This is a genomic window from Methylocaldum sp. RMAD-M, from assembly GCF_017832375.1.
Taxonomy (GTDB): domain Bacteria; phylum Pseudomonadota; class Gammaproteobacteria; order Methylococcales; family Methylococcaceae; genus Methylocaldum.
In genome coordinates this window covers 101,384-126,328 of record NZ_JAFIBZ010000013.1, presented here as the reverse complement: position 1 = coordinate 126,328, position 24,945 = coordinate 101,384, and the positions used below count along the sequence as shown (strand labels likewise).

General features: G+C 54.3%; 26 protein-coding genes and 1 tRNA gene. 15 read left to right on the top strand and 12 right to left on the bottom strand.

What is annotated here, in order from left to right:
• Positions 1-199: 199 nt before the first annotated feature.
• Positions 200-607: a type II toxin-antitoxin system VapC family toxin gene (locus JOD69_RS14170; protein WP_156881620.1), complete on the bottom strand. Its 408-nt coding sequence runs from the start codon at positions 605-607 to the stop codon at positions 200-202.
• Positions 598-858, bottom strand: coding sequence for a ribbon-helix-helix protein, CopG family (locus tag JOD69_RS14165; protein WP_077732364.1), 261 nt, complete (start codon positions 856-858; stop codon positions 598-600). Before JOD69_RS14165 ends, JOD69_RS14170 begins: the two co-directional genes overlap by 10 nt.
• 354 nt (positions 859-1,212) lie before the next feature.
• On the opposite strand from JOD69_RS14165, the gene JOD69_RS14160 reads away from it, so the two are divergent.
• The 6 genes from JOD69_RS14160 (at position 1,213) to JOD69_RS14135 (ending at position 4,877) form a co-directional block, all read left to right on the top strand.
• Entirely contained in the window at positions 1,213-1,671 is a 459-nt protein-coding gene (locus JOD69_RS14160) for a helix-turn-helix domain-containing protein (RefSeq protein WP_086134402.1), read from the top strand.
• 3 nt (positions 1,672-1,674) lie between these two features.
• Positions 1,675-2,244 carry a PIN domain-containing protein gene (locus JOD69_RS14155; RefSeq protein WP_086134401.1) on the top strand — a complete coding sequence of 190 codons (570 nt, stop codon included), beginning with the start codon at positions 1,675-1,677 and terminating at the stop codon, positions 2,242-2,244.
• A gap of 226 nt (positions 2,245-2,470) precedes the next feature.
• On the top strand, positions 2,471-3,427 hold the full coding sequence (locus JOD69_RS14150; RefSeq protein ID WP_086134400.1) for a helix-turn-helix transcriptional regulator: 957 nt from the start codon (positions 2,471-2,473) through the stop codon (positions 3,425-3,427).
• 226 nt (positions 3,428-3,653) lie between these two features.
• Positions 3,654-3,920 (top strand): CopG family ribbon-helix-helix protein, encoded by a 267-nt coding sequence (locus JOD69_RS14145; RefSeq protein ID WP_086134399.1) that lies wholly within the window; start codon positions 3,654-3,656, stop codon positions 3,918-3,920.
• Positions 3,917-4,207 (top strand): type II toxin-antitoxin system RelE/ParE family toxin, encoded by a 291-nt coding sequence (locus JOD69_RS14140; protein ID WP_077732360.1) that lies wholly within the window; start codon positions 3,917-3,919, stop codon positions 4,205-4,207. The genes JOD69_RS14145 and JOD69_RS14140 overlap by 4 nt, the downstream gene beginning before the upstream one ends.
• A gap of 172 nt (positions 4,208-4,379) precedes the next feature.
• Positions 4,380-4,877: a hypothetical protein gene (locus tag JOD69_RS14135; protein WP_205781084.1), complete on the top strand. Its 498-nt coding sequence runs from the start codon at positions 4,380-4,382 to the stop codon at positions 4,875-4,877.
• Between the two features lie 284 nt (positions 4,878-5,161).
• On the opposite strand, the gene JOD69_RS14130 is transcribed toward JOD69_RS14135, so the two are convergent.
• The gene (locus tag JOD69_RS14130; protein ID WP_210023996.1) at positions 5,162-5,347 is read right to left on the bottom strand and encodes a hypothetical protein; all 186 of its coding nucleotides are present in this window, start codon (positions 5,345-5,347) and stop codon (positions 5,162-5,164) included.
• Between the two features lie 105 nt (positions 5,348-5,452).
• On the opposite strand from JOD69_RS14130, the gene JOD69_RS14125 reads away from it, so the two are divergent.
• Together JOD69_RS14125 and JOD69_RS14120 are read left to right on the top strand one after the other, a co-directional pair.
• Positions 5,453-5,680 (top strand): hypothetical protein, encoded by a 228-nt coding sequence (locus JOD69_RS14125; RefSeq protein WP_077730419.1) that lies wholly within the window; start codon positions 5,453-5,455, stop codon positions 5,678-5,680.
• 22 nt (positions 5,681-5,702) lie between these two features.
• On the top strand, positions 5,703-5,867 hold the full coding sequence (locus tag JOD69_RS14120; protein WP_168175412.1) for a hypothetical protein: 165 nt from the start codon (positions 5,703-5,705) through the stop codon (positions 5,865-5,867).
• A gap of 466 nt (positions 5,868-6,333) precedes the next feature.
• Here the strand turns inward: JOD69_RS14120 and JOD69_RS14115 are convergent.
• Positions 6,334-6,410, bottom strand: a tRNA-Met gene (locus JOD69_RS14115).
• An 83-nt stretch (positions 6,411-6,493) separates the two neighbouring features.
• Here JOD69_RS14115 and JOD69_RS14110 point away from each other — a divergent pair.
• Positions 6,494-6,982: a YqaA family protein gene (locus tag JOD69_RS14110; protein WP_348529962.1), complete on the top strand. Its 489-nt coding sequence runs from the start codon at positions 6,494-6,496 to the stop codon at positions 6,980-6,982.
• Position 6,983: 1 nt separating this feature from the next.
• On the opposite strand, the gene JOD69_RS14105 is transcribed toward JOD69_RS14110, so the two are convergent.
• A complete protein-coding gene (locus JOD69_RS14105; RefSeq protein ID WP_086134397.1) occupies positions 6,984-8,888 on the bottom strand; it encodes a cytochrome c peroxidase in 1,905 nt (634 codons plus the stop codon).
• 185 nt (positions 8,889-9,073) lie between these two features.
• Between JOD69_RS14105 and JOD69_RS14100 the strand changes: the two genes are divergently transcribed.
• Positions 9,074-11,539, top strand: a complete 2,466-nt coding sequence (locus JOD69_RS14100) for a glycogen/starch/alpha-glucan phosphorylase (protein ID WP_086134396.1) — start codon at positions 9,074-9,076, stop codon at positions 11,537-11,539.
• An 81-nt stretch (positions 11,540-11,620) separates the two neighbouring features.
• Here JOD69_RS14100 and JOD69_RS14095 read toward each other — a convergent pair whose 3' ends face one another.
• The 4 genes from JOD69_RS14095 to JOD69_RS14080 all read right to left on the bottom strand — a co-directional run bounded on the left by JOD69_RS14095 (position 11,621) and on the right by JOD69_RS14080 (position 14,483).
• Positions 11,621-12,091: a hypothetical protein gene (locus JOD69_RS14095; RefSeq protein WP_086134395.1), complete on the bottom strand. Its 471-nt coding sequence runs from the start codon at positions 12,089-12,091 to the stop codon at positions 11,621-11,623.
• Between the two features lie 245 nt (positions 12,092-12,336).
• Positions 12,337-13,209, bottom strand: a complete 873-nt coding sequence (locus JOD69_RS14090; protein WP_077730424.1) for a carbon-nitrogen hydrolase family protein — start codon at positions 13,207-13,209, stop codon at positions 12,337-12,339.
• 247 nt (positions 13,210-13,456) lie between these two features.
• Positions 13,457-14,062, bottom strand: coding sequence for a GNAT family N-acetyltransferase (locus tag JOD69_RS14085; protein WP_077730425.1), 606 nt, complete (start codon positions 14,060-14,062; stop codon positions 13,457-13,459).
• A gap of 10 nt (positions 14,063-14,072) precedes the next feature.
• A complete protein-coding gene (locus JOD69_RS14080) occupies positions 14,073-14,483 on the bottom strand; it encodes a ketosteroid isomerase-related protein (protein ID WP_077730426.1) in 411 nt (136 codons plus the stop codon).
• Between the two features lie 324 nt (positions 14,484-14,807).
• Between JOD69_RS14080 and JOD69_RS14075 the strand changes: the two genes are divergently transcribed.
• Together JOD69_RS14075 and JOD69_RS14070 are read left to right on the top strand one after the other, a co-directional pair.
• Positions 14,808-15,584 (top strand): MBL fold metallo-hydrolase, encoded by a 777-nt coding sequence (locus JOD69_RS14075; RefSeq protein ID WP_077730427.1) that lies wholly within the window; start codon positions 14,808-14,810, stop codon positions 15,582-15,584.
• Entirely contained in the window at positions 15,581-17,755 is a 2,175-nt protein-coding gene (locus JOD69_RS14070; protein ID WP_240502518.1) for a bifunctional diguanylate cyclase/phosphodiesterase, read from the top strand. Before JOD69_RS14075 ends, JOD69_RS14070 begins: the two co-directional genes overlap by 4 nt.
• Before the next feature lie 33 nt (positions 17,756-17,788).
• On the opposite strand, the gene xseA is transcribed toward JOD69_RS14070, so the two are convergent.
• From xseA to JOD69_RS14055, 3 genes are read right to left on the bottom strand one after another with little or no spacing between them, the layout of a single operon-like run.
• The gene (xseA, locus tag JOD69_RS14065) at positions 17,789-19,153 is read right to left on the bottom strand and encodes an exodeoxyribonuclease VII large subunit (protein WP_077730428.1); all 1,365 of its coding nucleotides are present in this window, start codon (positions 19,151-19,153) and stop codon (positions 17,789-17,791) included.
• A gap of 36 nt (positions 19,154-19,189) precedes the next feature.
• Entirely contained in the window at positions 19,190-19,564 is a 375-nt protein-coding gene (locus tag JOD69_RS14060; RefSeq protein WP_240507005.1) for a S4 domain-containing protein, read from the bottom strand.
• Between the two features lie 53 nt (positions 19,565-19,617).
• Complete coding sequence (locus JOD69_RS14055; protein ID WP_077730430.1) at positions 19,618-19,992, bottom strand: rhodanese-like domain-containing protein; 375 nt, start codon at positions 19,990-19,992, stop codon at positions 19,618-19,620.
• A 281-nt stretch (positions 19,993-20,273) separates the two neighbouring features.
• Between JOD69_RS14055 and rimP the strand changes: the two genes are divergently transcribed.
• From rimP to infB, 3 genes are read left to right on the top strand one after another with little or no spacing between them, the layout of a single operon-like run.
• Positions 20,274-20,726: a ribosome maturation factor RimP gene (gene rimP, locus JOD69_RS14050; protein ID WP_077730431.1), complete on the top strand. Its 453-nt coding sequence runs from the start codon at positions 20,274-20,276 to the stop codon at positions 20,724-20,726.
• Between the two features lie 16 nt (positions 20,727-20,742).
• Positions 20,743-22,248, top strand: coding sequence for a transcription termination factor NusA (gene nusA / locus JOD69_RS14045; RefSeq protein WP_077730432.1), 1,506 nt, complete (start codon positions 20,743-20,745; stop codon positions 22,246-22,248).
• Between the two features lie 29 nt (positions 22,249-22,277).
• Positions 22,278-24,926 (top strand): translation initiation factor IF-2, encoded by a 2,649-nt coding sequence (infB, locus tag JOD69_RS14040; RefSeq protein WP_086134393.1) that lies wholly within the window; start codon positions 22,278-22,280, stop codon positions 24,924-24,926.
• Positions 24,927-24,945: the final 19 nt, after the last annotated feature.

Sequence of the window (24,945 nt, the reverse complement as noted above, 5' to 3'; positions counted from 1 at the left end):
ACCCCAACGCGCGTTGCCGCGGTTCCGCCCGCCGAAAACGCGAGCCAATCCGCGCATGCAGTGCGGTCAGCTCCGCGTCCCACTGTCGTATCGAGCCTTGCATGGCAGTCTCCTCAGTCGATTACCATGCTTGTTAGACCAACAACTGCGGCTGTAGTACTAAGAAGGGTTGGGGTAGCTTTAAAGGAGCATTAAGCGGCTATGGCGTTGACGTTTTGTTGACAACTCGAATTGTGGAGACTTTGGTTAGCCGATCATCGTTTGTCCACAATTCGTCGCATTTATGTAGTTCGGCGGTCGCCAGATGCAGGGCGTCCGGCGTTTTCAGATTGAAGGACGTTCTGAGCCTTGCGGCATTCAAGAACACGGATTCAGGCATTGGAAGCGTGATTGCCGAGTCGAAAAACGTCTCAAAGTCTGAAACGAGAGACGGATCGTTCCGTTTAAAAGCGCCAGTTAAGCATTCCAGCTTCACTAAAGGCGAGATGCAAAAATCCGCTTCGGTCGATCGGAAAACATCGTGAAGGGACTGGTAAAACTCGGGATGTTTCTCGATCAGGTAAATGACGATACAGCTATCGAGGTAAACGAGCACGGCTAATCCCAAGCATCGCGTTCCTCTTGAATGGTTTCCTCGATTTCTCGGGCCGATCTCGGCTTCCTGGGAGAACGGTTAAGATCGTTCAGGAAGTTCAGGAGCTTTCGGCGTCTCGTATCGGTCGTGCCCAGTTTTTTTTCGATCTGTTGGACGTATTCCACGATGGCTTCCTCGGCGCAAGCTTCCTTGGTCTTCCCGGCCTTCTTGGCCAGCTCGTCCAATCGGGTTTCAAGATTGTTCGGAAGGTTCACGGTAATCATTTCAACGCCTCTGCCCTGTTTTCTTAAACTCCGCCCCTAGGCCTCTTCGATCTCAACTGCATGCCACAAATTCATTCCATCTTGGCTTGACGTCCGTATTATCTAAAACTGGTTTATACCACTTTTCCACGGATTGTTGACTGTAATGGGTGGTCGTCGGCCAGCATGAAGCGTAGTAAGAAACGAACATTCTGACCACAGGCACAAGTCAAACAACGAAAGCCTGACTCCTTCCCATTCTCGGATATATCCCTCTTAAACTGTGATTCGAATATTTCGAATGTTGCGAATATGTCGAATAGGTGCCATCATGACACTGAGCACTGAATACTGAAGCTGATTAATGAAACTGCCATGAACGCGAACGTAAAACCGGAACTTCCAACCGAGTCCGAAGTAACGCTTGCCAAGGAAAGCAGTCGGCAATTGTCCTTGTACTTAAAGACCAAAGAAGAAGCGCAAGCCATACGAGTGATTAATCAAAAAGGGGAGCATGAAGCGGTAAAAATTCCCACCGCTGCTTTCCGGCTCCTGATCAATATTCTCTCCGAAATGGCACAAGGCAACGCCGTCAGCTTGATTCCGGTACACGCGGAACTGACGACTCAAGAAGCGGCCGACATCCTCAATGTTTCCCGGCCTTACCTCATAAAGCTCCTGGATGAGGGAACGATCCCTTATCACAAAGTCGGAAAACACCGCCGGGTGCGGCATCAGGATGTCGTCGATTACAAAACACGCATCGACCAGGAACGGCGGAAGACATTAGAAGAACTGGCGGCCCAGGCACAAGAACTCAACATGGGCTATTGATGAATGAGCACCTTTGCTGTCGTATATGACGCCTGCGTGCTTTATCCCGCACCGCTCCGCGACTTCTTGATGTGGCTTGCGTTGACCGACCTATACCGGGCCAAATGGAGCGAAAAAATCCATCAAGAATGGATTCGAAACCTGATCGCCGAACGGCCGGATCTCACCATAGACCAGCTCAACCGAACCAAACAGCTCATGGACAACAACGTCCGGGATGCCTTAGTAACGGGTTACGAATACCTGATTCCTGCCCTCGACCTTCCCGATCCCAATGACCGCCATGTTCTGGCGGCTACGATCCGGAGCCATTCCAGCCTGATTGTCACGTTCAACCTGAAAGACTTCCCGGCGCGAGAGCTCGCAAAGTACGACATTGAAGCGATTCACCCCGATGACTTCATCTTGGATCTATTCGATCTCGATGCCTCTAAGGTTTTGGAAGCCGCCGCAAGCCACCGGCGGAGCTTAAAACACCCGGCAAAAACGGTCGAAGACTACCTCGACACCCTACTGAGACAAGGCATCCCGGAAACCGTCAGCACCCTTAAAAGCATGTCCTTCGCTCTTTAAACGAAAGCCAGAGCACCAATTCGAACACGCGCGAAGCGCCAATGAGCGGTTGCTGGACGACATGAAGCGTAGCCGGAAACGAACGCTCTGAGCATATAGCGTTAGTCAAATAACGAAAGCTTTACACCTTCTCACCGGAATCGATTGCTGGGTGCCACCGGTTGTCTCTTGGTAATATACGGGAATGTATATATTATACGTATAAATGTATCGTTGGAGGTAGAATATGGCTCGCTCGGCATTGAAAAGACGCAGACTCATGGCGGGAATGACCCAGACGCAAGTAGCTGACGCGATGGGAGTTAGTCAGCCTAACTATCAGCGCTGGGAGGCGGGTACCGCGTCGGTGCCAGCAGCAAAATTGAGAAAGCTTGCGAGAGTTCTAGAGACATCAGTCGATGAGATCCTTGGTAAGCCACTGGCGTTTGACTTGTTTGGAACAGACGAGAACGCGGGAGATGCCCGAAAGTACTTTGGCGAGGTGGCTATTCACTTTGGAACTAGAGGATCACTGCTGCTTCCTATTTCAGAAGAGGTTTGCTCAAGTTTGCATAGACAGCTGCAGGGAAGAAGTAGCTTTATCATCGCGGAGTCGCTTGACAATCGAAAGGTGTTTATTCGGCGTGCTGCAATCAAGGATGTCTACTTTTCCAGTGAGGCGTATGACACCTATGGACCCGAGGTGTACGAGGACCATTTAGGCGTACTGCCCGACGATGATTTCTGGCGAATAGTGGAGCACATGGACTTCTTAGACTGTCTTGAGGAGGAGTTTGAGGAAAGCAAGATAAATGAAGTTCTTAATAAGATCGTGATGACCGATGAGGATCTAGAACGTCTCGTGGTGTCTGGCAAAGTTGCACCGGAGGATCGCGAGAAGGTGAAAGAAAAGGCAGCTGCAGAAACTCAAAAATTTTTGGACCGCGCGACGAGTATTATCTGGCAGCTGTCTTCGGGGCAGTTACGCTGCGAATACTTAAACGAGAGCAAGCTTCTTTACGACACATTCAGCCTTATTGAGATTGACCCGGATGACGTTGATGAACTGATCTATCTGCCTGTTGAGGGATACCATAGATCGATCTTCATCAGAAAATCCGAAATCGACTATGTATCGATTCCTGCCCACAAGTTCAACGAGGGATCACTTGAAAGTGCTGAAGAGGAGCTCGACAACTCTTAGGCTTGCGTCTCGCCGCCGGATTTTTATTGATGGATGCGCTCACTACCGAAAACGAAGGTTTTGAGCTGGGGCTTAAATCAAATAACGAAAGCCTGACACCCTCTCCCAAAATGTCGCCCAATGCCCCTCTTCACACGCGGACGAATCTACCCTTGAATTAGAGTGGTCCCCGTGGAATGATTACCTATGAACCACGTTGAACCATTCCGATAGGGGAGGGTGAATTATGACGACCGAAGCCTTTACTGTGCGCACTGACGGCGAGACCGTTAAACGCCTTGACCAACTCGCAGCACAGCTCGACCGCTCGCGCAATTACCTGGTGAACCAGGCGATCCAGGAATATCTGGAGCTGCATGCTTGGCAGATCCAAAAGATTGAGGCCGGCATTGCCGCCGCCGATCGCGGCGATGTGATCCCGCATGAGGAGATGATGTCCGAAATGGACGCCTTGATTGAAGAAAAAATCAGAGCGTTCGAAGACCGTTCGTGAAAATCGTCTGGACCGGCCCCGCCCGCCAAGACTTGCGGGACATTTACCTTTATATCGCCCAAGATAACCCCTACGCAGCGCGTAAGCTTCAGAATGAAATCCGGCAACGCGTTGCGCTTCTGCAAGATAATCCCGGACTCGGCCGACGGGGCCGAGTCACTGGGACGCGGGAACTTGTCATGGGAGATTCCCCCTACATTCTGCCTTACCGTGTGCGTCAGGACTGCATCGAAATTCTGGCTGTTTATCACGGCGCCCGGAAATGGCCGGAGGAGTTTCCAGAATAAACCCAATGAAGCCGAGGCATGGCGCTATGTAAAAACTTGCCAGAAGAATATAGGAGGGCTTCCAACGGAATTGGAATTAGCTATAAAGAAATAAGCGTAACCAGGATCTTCAGTAAGTCTCCTCAGTAGGGGGCCTGCCAATCCCAAAAAGAATAATTACAGGAACCTATAAATGAGTGATGGGGAAAAACTAAGCTCTGCCGCCTACCAACATTCTCAACAAAGCGTGCAACAGCCTGATGTCGGGATCGAAGCACAATTCCCGAATAAGAAAGCACCGAAAACCTACCGCTACGATTCCAGCCTCGCTCCGGAGCTCTGCTGGGATGAGAACGCCGAGCGCCCTTTTGCCGAGTGGCTGCTCAACCTCGTGGCCGAAGCGGCAGAAAAGGGGGAAAGCGATGTCTTTGCGCAGCCGCAGTTGTGGGAGGGAACACAGGAGAAATTCTCGTCGCTATCGCAATGTGCGGCCCGGCTCAAGAGCCTCACCAAGCCCTTTCTGAACTGGGCAGGAAAGGCCGAACGGCAACAGATTTCAGTGCCGTGCCCCTATTCGTGCATGAGCGGCATTCTACCCAAGCCATTTTGGAAACCCTTAAAAGCCATAAGGCCAGTGGGACCAACCTGGACCTGTTCGGGGATGCCAAACTGGACTTCTGTACGGCGTTAGTGACGCGCGCCGCCAATTCTTCTACCGCTTTATCGTTCATAGCTCTCTCGTCAAGTGATGGCTAACTCTACTGATAGTCAAAAATCGCGGAATTTAAAGTAAGAAAAAGCGGAAAGTTTTGCCAGTATTCGCTTACATAAGGCCGGAGAAAAAATTTAGTCTTGGCTGGCTAACCTGATCCCTCTTATCAGCGCTCTTCCGGCGATTATCCAGCCCCTTTTAGATTTCTTCTGGTGTCCTCGATCTCCGGGCTGATGTGTCCGGCTTCCGCTGCGTGAGGCCGATCACGAGCCAATAAGCATACTGCGGCCAAGTTTTCCTACGGCTTTTATCTCTGGTGCGCCAGCGTGTACGTGTCGCCGCTTGATGTTGCTCCATCGCATGCGATCTATGCCCGTTTTCCGTTCAAGTTCCGTTGGGGTGAACTCGGCATGATCTATAAGCGCTTTTAATCGTTCTTGCAGATCCATATAAGAAAGTTAAATGATGCCATTAAGGCAGTTGCCATAATGACAACATCTCAGAAATCAATACTACGCATTGCAGCCACAAAGTGACAGTTGAAGAGGAAGCGTATGGAAGACGAACGTTTGGGTCAAGTCACCCCCTCGGTGCCGCCCCTCCAGATCCCGATCGCCTACATCACGAGGCAACGCTATGCCGAACTCTCCGGCGTCCCGGTCGGCATCGTCGACGCCTGGGTGAACCGGGGCCATATCCCCTCCAAGGTCATCGGCAAGCACCGCCTGGTCAACGTCGCCTTGATGTGGGCGCAAGCCTTCCAGGCCGACAGCTTTTTGTAATCGCATCGGGGAAGACACCGCCATGACGAAAACCGCCCGCCAAAAAGCCATTGGCCAAACCGTCACCGTCAAAGTCAGCGCCATCCGGGAACTCTGCGACTACGCCCTCGGGTTCTACGAACGCCAACGGCAAAGGGGCGGCGATCTCAAACTCGCCGCCTACCAGGACGCCATGGGCCACCTCTAGGCCCTGCAAAAACTCTTCATCGCCGACACCGCAATCGTCGAGCGGGTCAACGGCTCCATCGAGCGCTTGAACCACCTCTCCATCCGTTGGTCGATCATCCGGGGTCGTTCAATGCATTGGGCGAGGTCTATCGAAAGCGCAGCCTGAGGGTGTACGAGTTCGGACGTTATCTCCGACCGAGACAGCGGTATGGTCAAGTGTCATCGGTCTTTCGTCGAGAGATCGGAAATTGAACTTCCCGAAGGGCAGATGTCTCACGTTCTCCGGCATACCTTTGCCAGTCATTTCATGATGAATGGTGGTAATATCCGGGCGCTTCACGCATCCTCGGCCATGCCAATCTAACCATGACCATGCGCATCTTGCGCCGGATCTTCTGCGGGAAGTGCTCGAATTTGATCCTTTGACGGGGATGACACCGAAAATAAAAAGGCTTAGGCGACACGCCTAAGCCTTTTTGAATTTGTGGTAGCTACGGGCGGACTTGAACCGCCGACACCCGCATTATGAATGCGGTGCTCTAACCAACTGAGCTACGTAGCCATAAATTAGAGTTGAAATAGTACTTTTTTCACGTCGCTTCTGTCAATATTCGCGATTGGCCATGTCACGGTATTTTGAATTTTTTGGCCGCGAAAAAAGCAAGTTGGCGTTTATACAGAATATTTCTTAAACAATCGGCAATGGAAGTTTTGACAGGCACATTTGCTCTTTGGAGTCTTTTCGGCAGCGCGTTTGTATCCGCTACTTTGGCGCCGGGCGGTTCGGAGGCGGTGCTTGCCTATCTTGTCAGCCAGACCGAGCTTTCGCCGGAAGTGTTGCTGTTGACGGCCACGTCCGGTAATACGTTAGGGGCTGTCACAACTTGGGTGTTGGGATTTTTCACTGCGATCAAGTATCCGGCCGAGCGCCTTGCAAAGTCGCGCCAGGAAAAGGCGGTAGCCTCGGTGCGAAGATGGGGTCTTCCGATCTTATTGTTTTCGTGGCTGCCCGTCGTCGGGGACGGATTCTGTTTCGCGGCCGGCTGGTTGCGTCTGCCGTTTTGGCGGTCGGTCCTGGCTATGGCGATAGGCAAGGCTTTGCGTTATGCCGCTGTCGTTTATGCATTTGTTTGAGTCATCGTTGCGCTTGCTTGTCCAGAGGATCGCCGACCGGCGCGGCGAAGGCATCGGAAACGATGGCCGGTACGTTACTGCCCGTTAGTGATTGCAGAAATGCGACAAGAGCCTTGATTTCCGTCGGATCGAGGTTCAAGGGCTTAATCAGCGGATCGAGATTTTCGTTGGGAACGCCGCCTCGATTGTAGAACTCGAGAACTTCCTCTAGCGTGGAAAGAGAGCCGTCGTGCATGTACGGCGCGGTCAACGCGATGTTGCGTAAGGCAGGCGTTCGGTATTTCCAACGGTCTTTAGGGTCTTGGGTGATTTCGTAAAAGCCGAGATCGTTTGGTTTGGGCTCGCTGACGGCGGCGAGGATGTCGGCGTCGATTTCGAGGGTAACTCCCGGTGCCGCTTGGATTTTCTGCTTTGGCTTATCGTTGGCCATGGCGGCACGGAAGCCGATGCCGGTATTGTGCATCTGCTGATCGGCGAACAAGGCGTGATCCTTGGCGATCGTGTGGCACTGGGAGCAACCGGCCTTGCCGGTGAACAGTTCGAACCCGAGACGCGCTTCGGCAGGCAGCACGTCTTTTTTCTTTCCGAAATACCAGCGGTCGAAAGGCGAATCGGCCGAGTTCAAGGTTCTTTCATAGCTAGCTAAAGCCATGCCTATGGTTTCCATCGAAGGGCCGCGCTTGAAGGCCTTTTCGAAAAGGCCGGCGTAATCGGGGAGGCCCTGAATTTTATCGACCACGTAACCGACCGAAGGAGCCCCCATTTCGTTGTTGGCCAACAGAGGCCCCCAGACTTGCTGTTCCAAGCGGCTCTCGCGTCCGTCATGGAACAGACGTTTAAGATAAGCCACGTTATAAATCGTCGGCGAGTTGCGGCGTACCGTGCGCCCTTCGATGCCGACGGCAGTCGCCTGCTCGTTGCTGCTGAAGCCTTGCTCCGGAATGTGGCACATGGCGCACGAGAAGGTGTTGTTCAAGGATAGACGACGATCGAAGAACAGTTTTCGGCCCAGTTCGACCTTGGCCGGGGTCATCGGATTGTCCCTCGGCGTTGGAACCGGGGGCAGGCCCAGGGGAGGGCGCTTGGCGTATTCGACCAGGTTGGTTCGCTGGCCGGAGCGCTCCGCGAGAGCGATGGACCGGGTGGCGAAATCGGCTGCCTCATAACCCGTCTTATTGTCGCCGCCGCCGAGAAAAGCGACACGGCCGGCGGGTGGTTGCTGCGTCGCGACGGTCGATTTTTCCGCCAGGAGTGTTTTTACATCGTTCACTAGCGTGTCGGGATGCAGAAAAGAGACTGTGTAGATATTGCGTATTTGCTTTTCCCGATCGATTAGGAAGACTCGGAGAACATGGGAGAATGTGCCGAGGAATTTTCCATCGGCGTCGAAATCTTTTTGGATGGATTGGCCGTAGGCGGTCAGAATCGGCTGGATTTCCTGCTCCGATTGGGTTGTCAGAAAGCGCCAGTCCGCATCTTTGGCGAAAGCTTTTCCGTAGTGAGCCATGACTTCCGGGGTGTCATGCTGGGGGTTGAAACTCAAGGTGATCAGACGCAAGTGCTTGAAGATTTCCGGCTCTTGTTCGAGACGGCGCTGAATCTTGTGAAAGACGGCGGTCGCGAGAGGACAGCCGTTGACATCGCTACAAGTGGAATAGATGAAGCTTAGAAGGACCAGTTTGTCGCCGTACAAGCCATGCAAATCCAGCTCGTTCCCGGTACTGTCCAAGACCTGTCCATTGGACGCTTCACCCAGCGCGGGCAAGACATAGGTGCCGGGCGCGGGTAATTCGAAGGCCAGCGGCTTGTAGCCCGGTGCCAAGGGTTTTTCCGGCTGGGCGGCGTATGCCGGGTCGAGCGAAGTGAACAGGCAATAGATGATAGGCGCCACATAGCGGATATTCATGAGACGTAACCGGAGTGCTGAATGATCGTAAACTAAAGAGGGGCTAAACCGTTCTTATTTTTATGTGGACGCACTTTGCGAGCACGTCTTAGACCGCTCGCGGTCAAAAAATTCGTCGGGCCGGTCGTGCACCGGTCCAAACCGATTGGATAGGATAACATTCGAGCTCAAGGAGCCTACGGGCGATGACGGTATCTCAAGATCTATACGAACTCTTAAATCCCAAAGACATTCCTTCGCTAAAGCGCGCTCTAGTCAACCGCCTGATTTACTCCATCGGCAAGGACCCGGTGGAGACGCAGGAACGGGATTGGTTTTTCGCGTTAGCGTATGTCGTACGGGATCTTCTCACTCTGCGCTGGATGGAGTCCATGCGCCGGTACTATTTGCAGGATGCGAAGCGGGTTTATTACCTGTCGATGGAGTTTCTGATCGGCCGGGCCCTAGGGAACAGCTTGCTCAATATCGGATGTTATGACGAATTCAAGCAGGTCTTGGAAGATGTCGGGCTAAGCCTGGAGGAACTAGCCGAGACCGAGGAAGAAGCCGCCTTGGGCAACGGCGGATTGGGGCGTCTTGCGGCATGTTACCTCGATTCCCTCGCCACGCTCCAGCTTCCGGGATTCGGCTACGGGATACGTTACGACTACGGGATGTTTTCGCAGCGCATAGAGGACGGCTATCAAATCGAGCATCCGGAAAACTGGCTGCGTTACGGCAATCCCTGGGAGTTCCCCCGTCCCGACGTTCTTTACCGCGTGCAGTTTCGCGGGCATGTCGTGGAATATCGGGATGTCGACGGGCTGGTGCGATATCGATGGACCGATACGGAAGACGTGATGGCCATGGCCTACGACATACCCGTTCCGGGCTATGGCGGCGAAACCGTCAATAACCTGCGCCTTTGGGCGGCGAAGGCTTCCCGTGACTTCGAGTTGAAATATTTCAACGAAGGCAATTACATCAAGGCGGTCGAAGAAAAAACCCAGTCTGAAAACCTGTCCAAGGTGCTGTATCCGGACGATACCACGCAAATGGGGCGGGAGCTGCGGCTCAAGCAGGAATATTTTTTTGTCAGCGCATCGCTGCAGGACATTCTGAAAAGCTTTTCAACCGATCACCGCGATTTTTCCGAATTGCCCCGGGAAGTGGCCATTCAACTCAACGACACCCACCCATCGGTCGCGATTCCCGAATTGATGCGTATCTTGGTGGATGAGCATCGCGTTCCCTGGGACGACGCTTGGGACATTACCGTTCGGACCTTTTCCTATACCAACCACACGCTGCTGCCCGAAGCCTTGGAAGTCTGGTCGGTGCGTTTGTTCGAGGAGCTGCTTCCGCGCCATCTGCAAATCATTTACGAGATCAATCATCGCTTTCTTAAGGAGGTCAGTGAGCGGTTTCCGGGCGATACCGGACTGCTCCGTCGGGTTTCGATCATAGATGAAGATCGGGGAAGACGACTCCGGATGGCCCATCTTGCCATCATCGGCAGCCACAAAGTCAATGGCGTGGCCGCGTTGCACACCCAGTTGATGAAAACCACGATATTCCGGGATTTCGAGACAATTTTTCCTGACCGGTTCGTGAACATCACCAACGGTATCACGCCGCGGCGTTGGCTGAATCAGGCCAATCGAGGTCTCGCCGCGCTGATCACGGAATCCATCGGCCCCCACTGGGTGACCGATCTGGAGCGGCTACGAGAACTTGCGCCTTTGGCGGACGATGCCGAATTTCGCGCGCGGTTTCGAGCGGTCAAATCGGCCAATAAGGCGCATTTGGCGGCGCTCATCGATGAACGCCTGAATATTCGGATCGATCCGACAAGCCTGTTCGACGTACAAATCAAACGCATGCACGAATACAAGCGCCAACTGCTCAATGTTCTGCATGTCATCACTCGGTATAACCGATTGCGTTTCGGGTCCGCGGGCGACGCCGTGCCGCGCACGGTCATTTTCGGCGGCAAGGCTGCGCCGGGTTACCACGCGGCCAAGCTGGTCATAAAGTTGATCAACGATGTGGCGAAAGTGATCGCCCAGGACCCGGCGATGGATGGCCTTTTGACAGTGGTTTTCGTCCCCGACTACAACGTGTCTCGCGCAATGGAAATCATGCCGGCGGTAGAGCTGTCCGAGCAGATTTCGACGGCCGGAATGGAAGCGTCGGGCACCGGCAATATGAAGATGGCGGTTAACGGCGCGATCACCATCGGCACTTTGGACGGAGCGAATATCGAGATTCGGGAGCGGGTGGGCGAGGACAATATTTTCATTTTCGGGCATACCGCCGAGCAGCTCGGCGAACTGCGCCGAAGCGGCTATAACCCTTGGAACTATTACCACGCCAACAAGGAGCTGAAGCTCGCGCTCGAGATGATTTCGACGGGGTATTTCTCGGCGGACGAGCCCGATCGGTTCAAGCCCTTAGTCGACTCTTTGCTTCGAGAGGGAGATAGGTTCGCGTTGTTAGCGGACTATGAGTCGTATATCGCTTGCCAGGAGGAAGTCGATCGCTTGTATCGCGATCCCGAGATGTGGACGCGAAAAGCGATTTTGAACGTCGCTTTTTCCGGTTGGTTTTCGAGCGATCGCGCCATCGAGGAATATGCGGAGCGAATCTGGGACATACCCACCCGCCGGTAAGTCTAGAACAGCGAAGGTGCCCGCCGCCGGCAGATCGCCGTCGGCCATTCGGCGAACCGGCCGGTTCTAGGATAGGGGCGATCAGGCTGTAGTCAGACCTTCCTCGTCGGACGCTTCGGTGTGCGAAGCGTCGTGGACGCCTTCGTGCCGTCCTTCGAATGCCTTCCTGGCCGCTTCGGCGCCATCGCGTACGCCTTCTTCCAGTGCACTGTGCGCGGGAAGCAGGTTGGCGACCATCAATGAGCCGAAAACCACGCCATAGCTCAAGTAATAGAAACCCGAATACACGCCTTTGTGAATCATGCCGCCGACCTCCGGAATGAGTTCGGCAAAAGCCGAACGTGCGTGTTCTGCGCCTTCCTTGATGGCTTCCCCGAAGCCTTCTCGGGCGCCTTCTGCCGGTTCGGTAACCTTTTCTGAAATATATTCCGGGCGCTCGCCCACGGAACCGGTAGTGGGCTCTGCAGCGGCTTTCTTAACGCTTTCGGAAGCCGGCTTTTTCTTGGTCTCCGCAGTATCCTCGGCGTGCTTTGAGGGTTGCTTCTTTGCCATAGTCGTTCTCCATCTCGAACGAAGAAGAAGGAATGTGAGAGATTCCGGTCGGAATGCCAGTGGGACGATTATATCGCCATAGCGCAGTTACCGGGATGTGTTCATCAAAGACCAGAATTCCGACGATTAGTTCGACCGGTTTGCCACAAGGGCGGGGGTGAGTCGGAAGTCTTGGGATTACGGAGACTCGCAAGACCTTTCGACGGAGCAAGCGCCGGATGAGCGGTGCTTGCTCCCGATCTTTATCAGACGTAGCGAAACTGGCCTGGCCAATCGCGGTAATTGAACACCTGTCCGGTTTGCCGGATGTGGGCTATCGAAGCGAGATCGATTTCGGCGTAAACCCACTGCGCTTGATTGAGCTCGCCGATGGCGAGTATTCCGTTGTCCGGATAGCCGTAATCCACCGGCGTGTAGACCGCGGCGGCGCCGATATTGACGTCCACCGCTTCCGACCACGGCGCCTGACCCACCGTGGGCGATTGCACGATATAGCATTGGTTCTCCAGAGCGCGTGCCTGGCAGCCGATGCGGACGCGGTGATAGCCCGCCAGTGTGTCGGTACAGCTCGGCACCAGAATCAAATCGGCACCGGCCTCAACCTGCTTGCGAGCGATCATCGGGAACTCGCTGTCGTAGCAAATATTGATGCCGATCCGTCCGAATTCGGTATCCAGCGTCTTGATTTCCTCGCCGCCGGTAATCAGCCAGTGTTCGTTTTCGAACCGGGTCATCTGAAGCTTGTCCTGATGATCGGTCGTTCCGTCCGGCCGGAACAGAAACGACCGATTCCGATAGCTGCCGTCCTCCATTCGGACGGGAAAGGAACCGGCCACGATATGGACGCCGTGTTGTTCCGCCATGTCGGAAAACAGCATCACGAAATCCGGCAGCAGAGTCTGCATTTCGCTCAGTTGTTTGGACAGCGATTTGTAAACTTCTTCCGGGAAAAGGGACGCGAGCTCCATGCTGAAGTACTCCGGGAACAGCAGCATCTTGGCGCCGTTATCCGCGGCGTCGGCGACCCAGCGGGCGATTTTGGCGGAATAATCGTCCCAGCTTTTGAGAAAGCCGATGTTGTATTGCGCGGCAGCTAAAAGGAATGCTTGAGATGGCATCAGGTGTTTTCCTTTAACCTAGAAACGGCGGTTGGACGTGCCCGAGTGTGCGGCGGGCGGGACGGATGGCAAGGCGCGGCGATGCGGCGGGGTAGTCTCCCGCAAAGAGGAGCAACGCCGCCAGGTGGCCCGCCCGCCGTGCAGTCGGGTGCGTAGCGGCGTCACCCAAACGGTCAGGCAGAAAAAAGCTAGGACGATTAGAAGTCATCGGACTTTCCCGGTTCATCGAAGCGGTCAACTGCTGTTTCTAGGTTAATGGCTTGAGCCAGAAGACCATGGGTTTGGGCGATTCGATTTCCTCATCCAGGTCTTTCCACGTGTATGTGGTCGCCAATTCCGGATGCTTGGTATAGCCGAATTTGCTCCAGATCCGGTCGAGCGGGACGTAATCCGCGGGGCGACGCGGATGATTTTCGGGGCGCTGCACGCAGCAGAAGCAGCTCCAGTCGAATCGGCCAAGAGACCGGGCGTGGCCTTCCCGTTCCTCGAAGAACTTGGGATAAATGCCTTTACCGCGGTAGTCCTTCAGCAATACCGATTCCCCGCAATAAAAAATTTTCTTCGGGTCGTAACCGTGTTCCACGAAGGGCTTCTGAAACTCTTCGGTTTCATGTTCCATCGGAATTCCGGTCGTCGCGCCCACCACTTTATCGCCGTCCAGCACCAGCACGATCACACTTTCCGGCGACCGCGTATAGGTCTGGAGGTATTTCTCCTCGTACTCGTAGCTTCCGTCGTAGAGATATGGAAAATCCCGGAATACTTCGATTCGCAGTCGCGCCAGATCAGGCAAAAACGGCTGCAATTCCGGGTCTTGGCCGGTAAAGCGCTTGATGCTGATCGAGTCGGTCATAGCCTTAGCCTTAGCCCTTTTCGACTTGGGCGATCCAGTCCTGCAAGTTGTAGTAATTGGTGATGCGCGCCACCTTGCCGTCGCGGATGTCGAAGAACGCGCCGGCCGGAAGACGATATTTCTGGCCTTTGGCGGGCGGCAAGCCTTCGTCGGTCACCAGATATTCGCCGAGAACCACGAATTCCGCAGCGGCCCGTTTGCCGTCGTCGCTGGTCATGATGACCATGTCGACCAACTGTTCCTTGTAGTTCCGATTCATCCGGTTCATGAACTCGCGAAATGCTTCTTTGCCGATTTCCCGCTGTCCTTGGTTGATGTCATGGATAACATCATCGGTAAGCAGGCTTAGAAACGTATCCATGTCTCCGGCGTTGAAAGCAGTGTAGTACTTTTCGATCAGTGCTTGGCTCTCTTTGTTCATGGCAAATTCCGCTAAAGGTTGATGTCGTTCCGGATCGCATCCGGGATATATAGGAAAAAATGTAAACTCGCTAGTTTAATCGATCTTGACTGGAATATCGATGAGGCGAATCGATTGTTTGTAGTCGCTTATTGCGTTTGTAAGAAAAGGCTTACAGAAAAATTTTCATTTAAATGATACGGTTTTTCTGCCCTTCAGCCAGGTATCGTCGTGGATTAGCGTACGATTCGGAAATGTGCTCTAAAATAGTGCTCCAGGGAAGCGAGTCACGTGATACTAAACGGACATCCACAACGGAATAATAACAATAACAAGAGGTTAGCCGTGCGAAACGTTACGTTGTTCAAAACGCCGGAGCATCGGTTCATTTTGCTAAACGAGAGCGAACCGGGCGAAGAAGAAGGTATCCGTTCCAATCAGTATCTGGTTCTCCATGATGGATATGGAGTCTTGCTCGATCCAGGTGGTTTTGGGGTTATGCCTGGGGCGCTCACCGAATTGCTTCAATATCTTGAGCCTCGGGATTTACGCGCCATCATTTTGTCGCACCAGGATCCCGACATCGTGGGTGGACTTTCTACTTGGTTAGAGCTCACCGCGGCCCCGGTATATGCTCCTCGCATCTGGCTCCGCTTTCTTCCGCACTACGGCATCAGGGATTTGAGCCGCTTCGTTCCAGTACCGGATGAAGGTATGTCATGTGCTTTTTCGCCGGGCTTTGAGTTGAAATTATTGCCGGCACATTTCTTACATTCCGAAGGCCAGCTCAATGTTTATGATCCGATCGCCAAAATCCTATTCACCGGCGATATAGGAGCGGCGATGCTTCCAGAGCATTTGGCATACGAGTTCGTTGATGATTTCGCGAGTCATCTCCCTTATATCGAAGGATTTCACCGCCGCTACATGTGTTCGAACCGAGCTGCCAGGTGCTGGGTAGATACGATTTCAGGCCTGGAAATCGAAATGTTGGCTCCCCAGCATGGGCCGATTTACCGGGGCAACGCTGTAAGGGATTTTATCGGCTGGTTTTCGAATTTGCAGTGCGGGATCGATCTCATGGAAAAAGGAGGACGCTTTCCTAAGGACACGCAATTATGAATTTGATGGCCAAAACCATCCCCGATTCTCTCGACCCTCAGCGTGGAATGCCATCGCAGCTCAATAAGCTGCGCAAACAGGTGATGGAGCAGTTATCCTCGCTGCTCGAAAGTCAAACCCGGACGCAGATGTTCGGCGCCACGATTCGAGCCATGATAGAACGCGTCCACGCTAGCGTCATTGCCGATCTGGAAAGCGATACCCCGAGATCTAAAATCATATTGCAGCACTGCAGTAAATTAGATCGCAGCTTGAATCTGCTGGCGGACGAAAGACAGCGGCAATGGCATCGAAACGGAAAGTACATACAGGAAGTTTTGAGGGAGTTCAGTCAGACCATGGATCTTTTGGCTTCGACGCTGGTGGAGAAAGAATTGTTCGAGCGCCAGAGCCAAGTGTTGGAGCAAATCATTTTTTCCCATGAGCGTGTGACGCATTGGGATGAGTTCGTTCAGGAAATTCTTGTCGGTTTCCGCAATATCTTTCCTTTTGATTTCTTTTTCATCGCCTTTCTCGAAGATCACGGCTTATCGCTGTTTTTCTATTACTTCGGCTCGTATTCCGATCAAATCAAATGTTCGGTCAAGGAGCGACTAATCGGGGAAGCGATCGAAAAGCTCAAGCTGCCTCCGGATGCGGCGGTCGAGATCGAAGAATATCAGGTTGGCGGTGACGCAAATATCATTGATCTAGACGATATCAGAACCCTTGCCGTGATGATGCCTGAATATGCGCCTCAGCTCGCGGGATTGCTCGGGGTGGTTTACTCCTCAGCAACGCCGCCGGATGTGCAGGAACTCAGCATGATCCGTTCTTTGCTGTCGGTAATGGTTATGGTGGTTGGTTCAAGCAAGTCGCTGGGGCACACATTGGATGAGCTGGAATACTATTCCGAGCACGATCCGCTCACCGGACTTTGCAACCGGCGACGGTTTACCGAAATGTTGGATTACGAAATCGAGCGCTCTGCGCGGCACGGGCATGAGTTTTCGATCTTGTTGCTCGATCTGGATAATTTCAAGGACATTAATGATTCGTACGGCCATCCCGCTGGCGACAAAACGCTGGTTCAAATCGGTGAATGCCTGCACGGTTATTTACGCAAGGGCGACATTGCTTTCCGCATTGGCGGGGACGAGTTTGCTGTGATTCTGCCCGAGACGCCGCCATCGGGTGCGCTGAGTGTGGCCGAGTCGCTGCGGGAGCGGCTGCGTGGAATGCGACTCGAGGCACCGGACGGACGCCAGTTCTATATCACCACTTCGATTGGTCTGGTCAGTTATCCGAAGAACGGGAAGGATGCCGTCGACTTGATCGCTGGCGTGGACATGGCCCTCTATCACGCCAAGGGAATGGGCAAGGACGAAGTATCGACGCTTGAATCGGCGGACGAATCGGTGAAGCTGAGCCGTCACAGCCGGATCTATGCAGAAGAGCTTCGGCAAGCCCTGAGCGAACACCGCATCATTCCTTATTATCAACCGATCGTTGATTGCCGAAAGGGGGCATTGTTCGCTTACGAAGCGGTTGCGCGCCTCATCAAACCCGGACGAGAAGTCGTGTCGGCCGGGGTATTTATAAAGACAGTTGAAAAATACGGATTGGCTCGGGAATTGGATAGGTCCATTCTGACGGATGCGTTTTCCGCCGCGAGCGCGTTAGTCGGAGCGGATGACCCCTTGCCTCGCTTGTTCATCAATTTATCGGCTCAAGAAATGCGAGAACGTGGAATTCTCGGGTTTGCGGAGGGGCTATGCGATCGCCTCGGTTTTCCGCCGAGTCGTGTCGTCTTCGAAGTCATGGAGCGGGAAGCGATCGGCGACATGGCTCATATGCGTAAGTTTCTGGCCAAGTTGCGGCGTATCGGCTTTTCCTTCGCCCTGGATGATTTCGGGAGCGGTTACAACTCTTTCCATTACCTGCGGGAATTGCACTTCGAGTATGTCAAGATCGACGGCGAGTTCGTGCGCAACATCTTGAATTCCCGCATCGATCGGGCGTTGGTGGGCAATCTCAGTCGTCTTTGCCGCGATCTCGGCATTAAAACCATTGCAGAGTTTGTCGAATCCGAAAACACCTTGGCGGTTCTTCAAGACATGGGAATCGATTACGTCCAAGGCTTCCATATCGGAATGCCGCTGCCTGATTTTGTACCGAAGCCTGGCGTATAAAGGTGATAGCTTCCTCCTGATCGCCGCCATTTTTCAGGATTTTCGCGCCTCCTCGATTCGGCTGATCAGGATGCCGTCCGCAAGCCGGGTCTCCATGCTTTCACCTGGCTGGATATCGCGATAAGAGCGCAGAATTTCTCCCGTGTCCTGTTTGTAGGCGACAGCATAACCGCGTGTCAGCGTCGCCAAAGGGCTCACCGCGTGGAGGTGCTCCGCGAGGCCGGAGACATGCTGATCCTGCTTTTCGAGAGCCCGCTGAATCGCGAGACAAAGGCGTTGGTAAATCTGACATCGTCTTTCTTCGAGCATCTGTAGGCGCTGTTGGGGCCGGTGTCTGGACAAAGCAGCGAATTGTGTCCGCAGTCGCACGTCCAGATTGGACAGCGAATTTCTCGTTACTCGCTTGAGTTGGAGGTCCAAACGATCCAATCGCTGGCTTTGGGTTTGGAGGCGTTTGCTGGGATGTTCTTGCTGCAAGCGTTTGCCGAGAACGCGCAGTGTATTTCGATCGCGTTCGAGCACCGCTTTCATGCGGAGGCAAAGCTGCTGCTCGATCCGTTCGAATCGGGCCAGCAAGGCGGCGCAATCGGGCGTTACCGCCTCCGCGGCTGCCGACGGTGTCGGCGCGCGCAGATCCGCGACGAAATCGGCAATCGTGGTATCTATCTCATGCCCGATCCCCGTAGCCACCGGCGTCTTGCATTCGAAAATCGCGCGGGCCACGATTTCTTCGTTGAACGCCCATAAGTCTTCCAGAGATCCGCCGCCGCGGGCCAATATCAGGACATCGCACATCTGTAGCCGATCCGCCGCGGCGAGGGCCTTCACGACTTCGAATTTAGCTTCGGCGCCCTGTACCTTAACCGGGAAAATGATTACGGGGACCGAGGGGTAGCGGCGCCGGAGCACGGTAAGAACATCATGGACGGCTGCCCCCGTCGGCGAAGTAATGACGCCTACGCATTGCGGCAGACTCGGGATCGGCTTTTTGTGCTGGGCATCAAATAGTCCTTCGGCCGCCAAACGCTGCTTTAAAGCCTCAAACGCGCGCAACAGCAGGCCGTCGCCGGTTTCTTCCATGTATTCGACGATCAATTGGAAATCGCCGCGCGGTTCGTAGAGGCTGACTTGAGCCTTGATCAGCACGTGATCGCCGTTCTCCGGCTTGAAGTCGAGGGATCGGCTCTGTGCACGGAACATGGCGCAGCGTATCTGAGCCTCGGTATCTTTCAGGCTGAAATAAATATGCCCGGAAGAGGGGGTCGAGAGATTGGAAATTTCACCCTCGATCCAGATGCTGCCGAAGCAGTCGTTGAGCAGAAAACGGGTTTCCCGGTTCAGTCGCGAGACGGTGTATACGACCTCCGGCCGAGGAGCGGGTTTAGACGACATGGTCATCGTGGTTGAAAGGCGATTCAGAAAATCTACGCGCTACTATTCCGGGCTGCGCTTGAATCGGTGGATCTGGCGCCGCTCCTTCTTGTTCGGCCTGGTTTCCGGTTGGAGGGAAAGCGACCGTTCATCGCGTCGCCTGTCGACTTCAGCCTGCCGGCGCGTGATGCTTTCCGGAGTCTCTTCGTAAAGCAGCACTGCTTCGGCGGCTGGACGACGCTGGGACGATAAAGCTTGAACCGTAATATCCCAAATGTATTGATCCTTGCTGATTCTAAGCTTTGCGCCGACGCCGATTTCCTTTCCGGGCTTCGCCCGTTGTCCGTTTAGATGCACTTTGCCCCCGTTGATGGCATCTATGGCCAGCTGGCGGGTTTTGAAAAACCGGGCTGCCCACAGCCACTTGTCGAGGCGCATTCGCCCTTCAGAGGCCGAGCGATCGTCTCCATTACGACTAGACGCCATAAGCTTCAAGAAGCGGGAGGCGTTTCCACCGCTTGGCCGGATTCCTGCCAAAGTTTAAAGCCGCCCGCGAGGCTGACGGCGTTTACGTAGCCCAGCTTTTTGAGTGCCTCGGTCGCCAGAGCCGAACGGCCGCCGGTCTGGCAGTAGACGAGGATGTCGGCGTCACGCCGATTTTGAAACGTCGGGTGGCTGTCGATCTTGAACTCCAGTACGCCGCGCGGAATGTTTACCGCGCCAGGCAAGGCGCCTAGCGTGAATTCTGCCGGTTCCCGGACATCCAGAACCAGTGCTTTGCCGATTAGGGCTTTAGCTTCTTCAGGATTGACTTCTCTAATGTGTCGCTTCGCTTCGGCGACCAGATCCATCGGAGTTAAAGGCATCGGAATTCTCCTCTCTTTATCGTGTCTCTTTATGGTACGCCCGCGGTTATTAATTGGGTATAGGCAATCGGTGCCCGCGTATGATAACGGGAGTTCCACATTTAGTTGTTTGTGTGGTAACATGCGTCTATAAACAGCGGGTTACTTTAGAGTGTGTGATTAGAGTCGCCCCGCTTTGATAAGGTATGCCCCATAGGGGCTTTTTTAGTTTTTAAAGGGAATAACAAAACAAGAATGGGCCATTGCGCCCATTTTTTGTGAGTGAAATTTACGAGGTCGCAATGAAGCCGCAGGAGCGTTTGGCGGGTTTGATTGAGCCGGTCGTTAGCGGCTTGGGATATGAACTGATAGACATAGAGTTCGACGCCCACCGGCGCGTGCTCCGAGTCTACATCGACAGCGAGTCTGGCATCACTCTCGACGATTGCACGAGGGTTAGCTATCAACTGAGTGGCGTACTCGATGTGGAGGACCCGATTCCCGGTCGTTATCAGCTTGAAATTTCGTCGCCAGGTCTTGACCGGCCGCTTTCCAAGTTGGAGCACTTCGTGCGCTTCAAGGGTAGTCTGGCCCGTTTGCAGCTCGCCCGGCCCATCGATGGGCGGCGCAAATTTAAGGCTTACCTGGCAGGCGTGGAAGGCGATTACGTTCTAATTCAAGAGGGTGGCGAAACTTTGCGAATTCCATTTGAATCAATTGAAAAGGCGCGCCTGGCGCCTGAGTTTGGTAGTTAAATCTAAGGACGACGCGATGGCGAATAAAGAAATCTTGTTGGTGGTGGATGTCGTATCCAATGAGAAAGACATCGATAAAGAGGTCATTTTCGGCGCCATAGAGGATGCGCTTCGCACCGCAACAATCAAGCGCCACGACAACAAAATCGACGTGCGCGTCGCGATTGACCGGAAAACCGGGGGCTATGAGACATTCCGTCGTTGGCTGGTCGTTGACTCCAATGCGGACTATGAGGCTGGCGTCGAAAACCCGGATATCGAGATTTCCTTGGACGAGGCACGAAAGATTCGGCCCAATATTCAGGTTGGCGACTATATCGAACAGCCCATCGAATCCATTGAATTCGGACGCATTGCGGCGCAGACCGCCAAGCAGGTTATTGTACAGAAGGTGCGGGATGCGGAACGCCGGAAAGTCGTCGATGCCTACAAGAACCGGGTCGGCGAGCTTGTGACCGGCGTCGTCAAGCGCGTCGAGCGGGGCAATGTCTACCTCGATCTGGGCGGTAACGTCGAAGCCTTTGTTCCCAGGGACGAGATGATACCCCGCGAGGCTGTGCGGTCCGGCGATCGTTTGCGGGGCTATTTGAAAGCTGTACGCCCGGAGTCTCGGGGGCCTCAGTTGTTCGTCAGTCGCACGGCACCCGAACTTTTGATTGCATTATTTAGGCTGGAGGTTCCGGAGGTCAGCGAAGGGGTCATTGAAATCAAGGGGGCTGCTCGAGATCCCGGGGTTCGTGCGAAAGTGGCCGTAAAGAGCAACGATCTACGGCTAGATCCGGTGGGCGCATGCGTGGGTATGCGCGGTTCCCGGGTCCAGGCGGTATCCAATGAGTTAGCCGGTGAGCGTATCGATATTATTTTATGGAACGAGAACGACGCTCAATTCGTGATTAACGCGATGTCGCCGGCTGAGATCGTCTCGATCGTGGTCGACGAGGACAAGCATTCGATGGATATTGCCGTGGCGGATGAAAACCTGTCTCAAGCCATTGGGCGCGGTGGACAAAACGTGCGACTTGCATCGGAGCTGACCGGATGGACGCTCAACGTAATGGGCGCTTCCCAGGCGGAAGCCAAGAATGAGCTGGAGACGGCCAAGCTCATGCAGTCGTTCATGGAACAGCTGGACGTGGACGAGAGCGTCGCCGAGATTCTGGTTAGAGAGGGATTTTCGACGGTTGAAGAGTTGGCTTACGTTCCAGCCAAGGAGCTATTGGAGATCGAGGAGTTCGACGAAGACATCGTCGAGGAGCTACGAAATCGAGCGCGCGACGCGTTGCTGATCAAGGCGATCGCCAACGAGGAAGAATTTGAATCTTCGGAGCCTTCCAAGGAGTTGCTGGAGATGGAGGGAATGGACCGTGAAACGGCCTTTCGTCTTGCTGCGCGAGGTGTGAGGACAATAGAGGACTTGGCCGAACAATCGGTCGACGAATTGCTGGAGGTTGAGGGTATGGACGAAGCTAGGGCTGCGCGTTTGATCATGACGGCCCGCTCACCGTGGTTTGCTGAAGGTTAAGAGGATTTGACAGGGCAGGGGCTGAAAGAATGAGCGATGTGACGGTACGGCAACTTGCCGATGTGGTCGGCATTCCGGTAGATCGACTGCTTACGCAGTTGGGCGATGCGGGTTTGGAAAAAAGCGACGCGGACGATGTTCTCAGTGATACTGAAAAGCTTCGATTTCTGAGTTATTTGCGGCAGAGCCACGGCAGAAGCGAGGGGGAAATGGCAGAGCCGAAGCGGGTAACGCTGCAGCGGCGCACCGTTAGCGAGCTTAAGCAAGGCAAGATTCCCGGCAAGGGCGTGAAGACCATCAGCGTAGAAGTCCGCAAGAAGCGGACCTATGTCAAGCGAAGCGAGCTTCCGGAGCTGAGCGAACGTCGCACTGAGGTGGAAAAGGCGCGGCAGGCACTCGAGGACCAGCAGAGAGAACTTGAAGCCCAGGAGGCTTTGCGCGCTCAGCAGGAAGAAGTCCGTCGTAAGGCTTTGGAAGAAGAAGAGAGAAGGAAGCGCGAAGAAGCGGAGAGAGCCGCCGAGCAACAGCGTTTGCTCGAAGAGGCTAGACGAGCGGAAGAAGAGAGGCAGCGGGAGGAGGCTCGACGTCTGGTCGAAGAGCAGCAGCGTACCGAAAAAGCAGTGAGTGTGGAAGAGCGTGAGCCGCCCGCACCCGCGGCAGAAATACCTGCGCCTAAAAAACCGGTCGTTCCGCCTGTGTCGGCCGAGCGGGAAGAGGTGGAGCTCCCACGTCATTTAGAGTCAGAAGCCAAACGTGCCAAAAAGAAGCCGGGCGTTGAACGTCCTAAAGGCCGAAGCGAAGGTGCTCGTGAGCCCTTTGGTCTCGATGACGCAAGAAAAGATAAAAAGAAAAAGCTTAAAGTCACCAAAGGCCCTGTTGCATTTCCGGAAGCCCGGCACGGATTTGAGAAGCCAACCGCCCCGGTGGTGCGTGAGGTCGCCATTCCCGCATCCATTACGGTATCGGATTTGGCCCAGCGGATGTCCATTAAGGCGACCGAAGTCATCAAAACGTTGATGGGAATGGGAGTGATGGCCACCATCAACCAAGTACTCGATCAAGATACCGCCACTTTGGTGGTCGAAGAGTTGGGCCATAAGGCCATACCGCAGGTCGAAAACGCTCTGGAGGCCGAGATTATGGCTACCATGTCGGTGGCTGAGGAGATTGAGCAGTTGCCGAGAGCTCCGGTGGTAACCATCATGGGACACGTCGACCACGGCAAGACTTCATTGCTCGACTATATTCGCAAGAGCCGCGTCGCGGCCAGCGAGGCGGGTGGCATTACCCAGCACATCGGCGCTTATCAGGTCAAGACGGATCACGGCGCGGTGACTTTCTTGGATACGCCTGGCCATGCCGCGTTTACGGCGATGCGTGCACGCGGTGCCAAGGTCACGGATATCGTGGTGCTGGTGGTCGCTGCCGACGACGGCGTGATGCCGCAAACTCGCGAAGCCGTGGAGCACTCCCGCGCCGCCAATGTTCCCCTGGTCGTGGCAGTCAACAAGATCGATAAACCGGAAGCCGATCCGGATCGAGTAAAACAAGAACTAACCGGGCTCAATGTGGTCCCGGAAGAATGGGGTGGGGACACCCAATTCGTGAGTGTTTCCGCCAAGACCGGTCAGGGTATCGACGCATTGCTCGACGCCATTCTCGTGCAGGCTGAGGTTCTTGAGCTCAGAACGCCTTTCGAGATACCCGCAAGCGGCGTGGTATTGGAATCGAAGCTCGAGAAAGGGCGAGGGCCAGTGGCAGACATTCTCGTGCAGCGTGGACAGTTGAAGAAGGGCGATTTTATCCTGTGCGGCATGGAATTCGGGCGTGTCAGGGCCATGTTCAACGAAAATGGCAAGCCAGTGAAAGAGGCCGGACCGTCGATGCCCGTCGAGGTGCTGGGGCTGTCGGGCGCGCCGAACGCCGGCGATGAATTCATCGTCGTTGCCGACGAGCGTAAGGCGCGTGAGATCGCCTTGCATCGTGAAGAAAAACTGCGTGTCAGTAAATTGGCGGCGCAGCAGGCGACCAAGCTCGAGGATGTCTTCTCGCGCATGGAAAGCGGCGAAAGCGTGGATCTGAACCTGATCATCAAGGCCGACGTGCAAGGCAGTCTTGAAGCGCTGAGAGCGTCGGTGACGGACCTTTCGACTGATAAGGTCAAAGTGAAAGTCATTGCCGGTGGTGTCGGCGGCATCAACGAATCCGACGCCAATCTTGCTTTGGCGTCCAACGCGATCATCATCGGATTCAACGTCCGTGCCGATGCGGGTGCGCGCAAGATCATTGAGGAGCGGGGCATCGATTTACACTATTACAGTGTGATTTACGATGTGATCGACGAAATCAAGAAGTCCATCAGCGGGATGCTGGAACCCGAGTTCAAGGAGCAGATCGTCGGCGTTGCCGAGGTTAGGGACGTGTTCCGTCATCCGAAATTCGGTGCTATCGCCGGCTGCATGGTGCTGGACGGCCACGTAAAACGGAATCTGCCGATCCGCGTGTTACGAGACAACGTGGTGGTCTTCGAAGGGCAGTTGGATTCTCTGCGCCGCTTCAAAGAGGACGTCGGCGAGGTCAAAGCGGGCATGGAGTGCGGTATGGGCATAAAGAACTACAACGACGTCAAGGTCGGCGACCAGATCGAAGTGTTCGAAAAAGTGCAAGTGCAACGCTAGACGATTCAGTATCGAGACG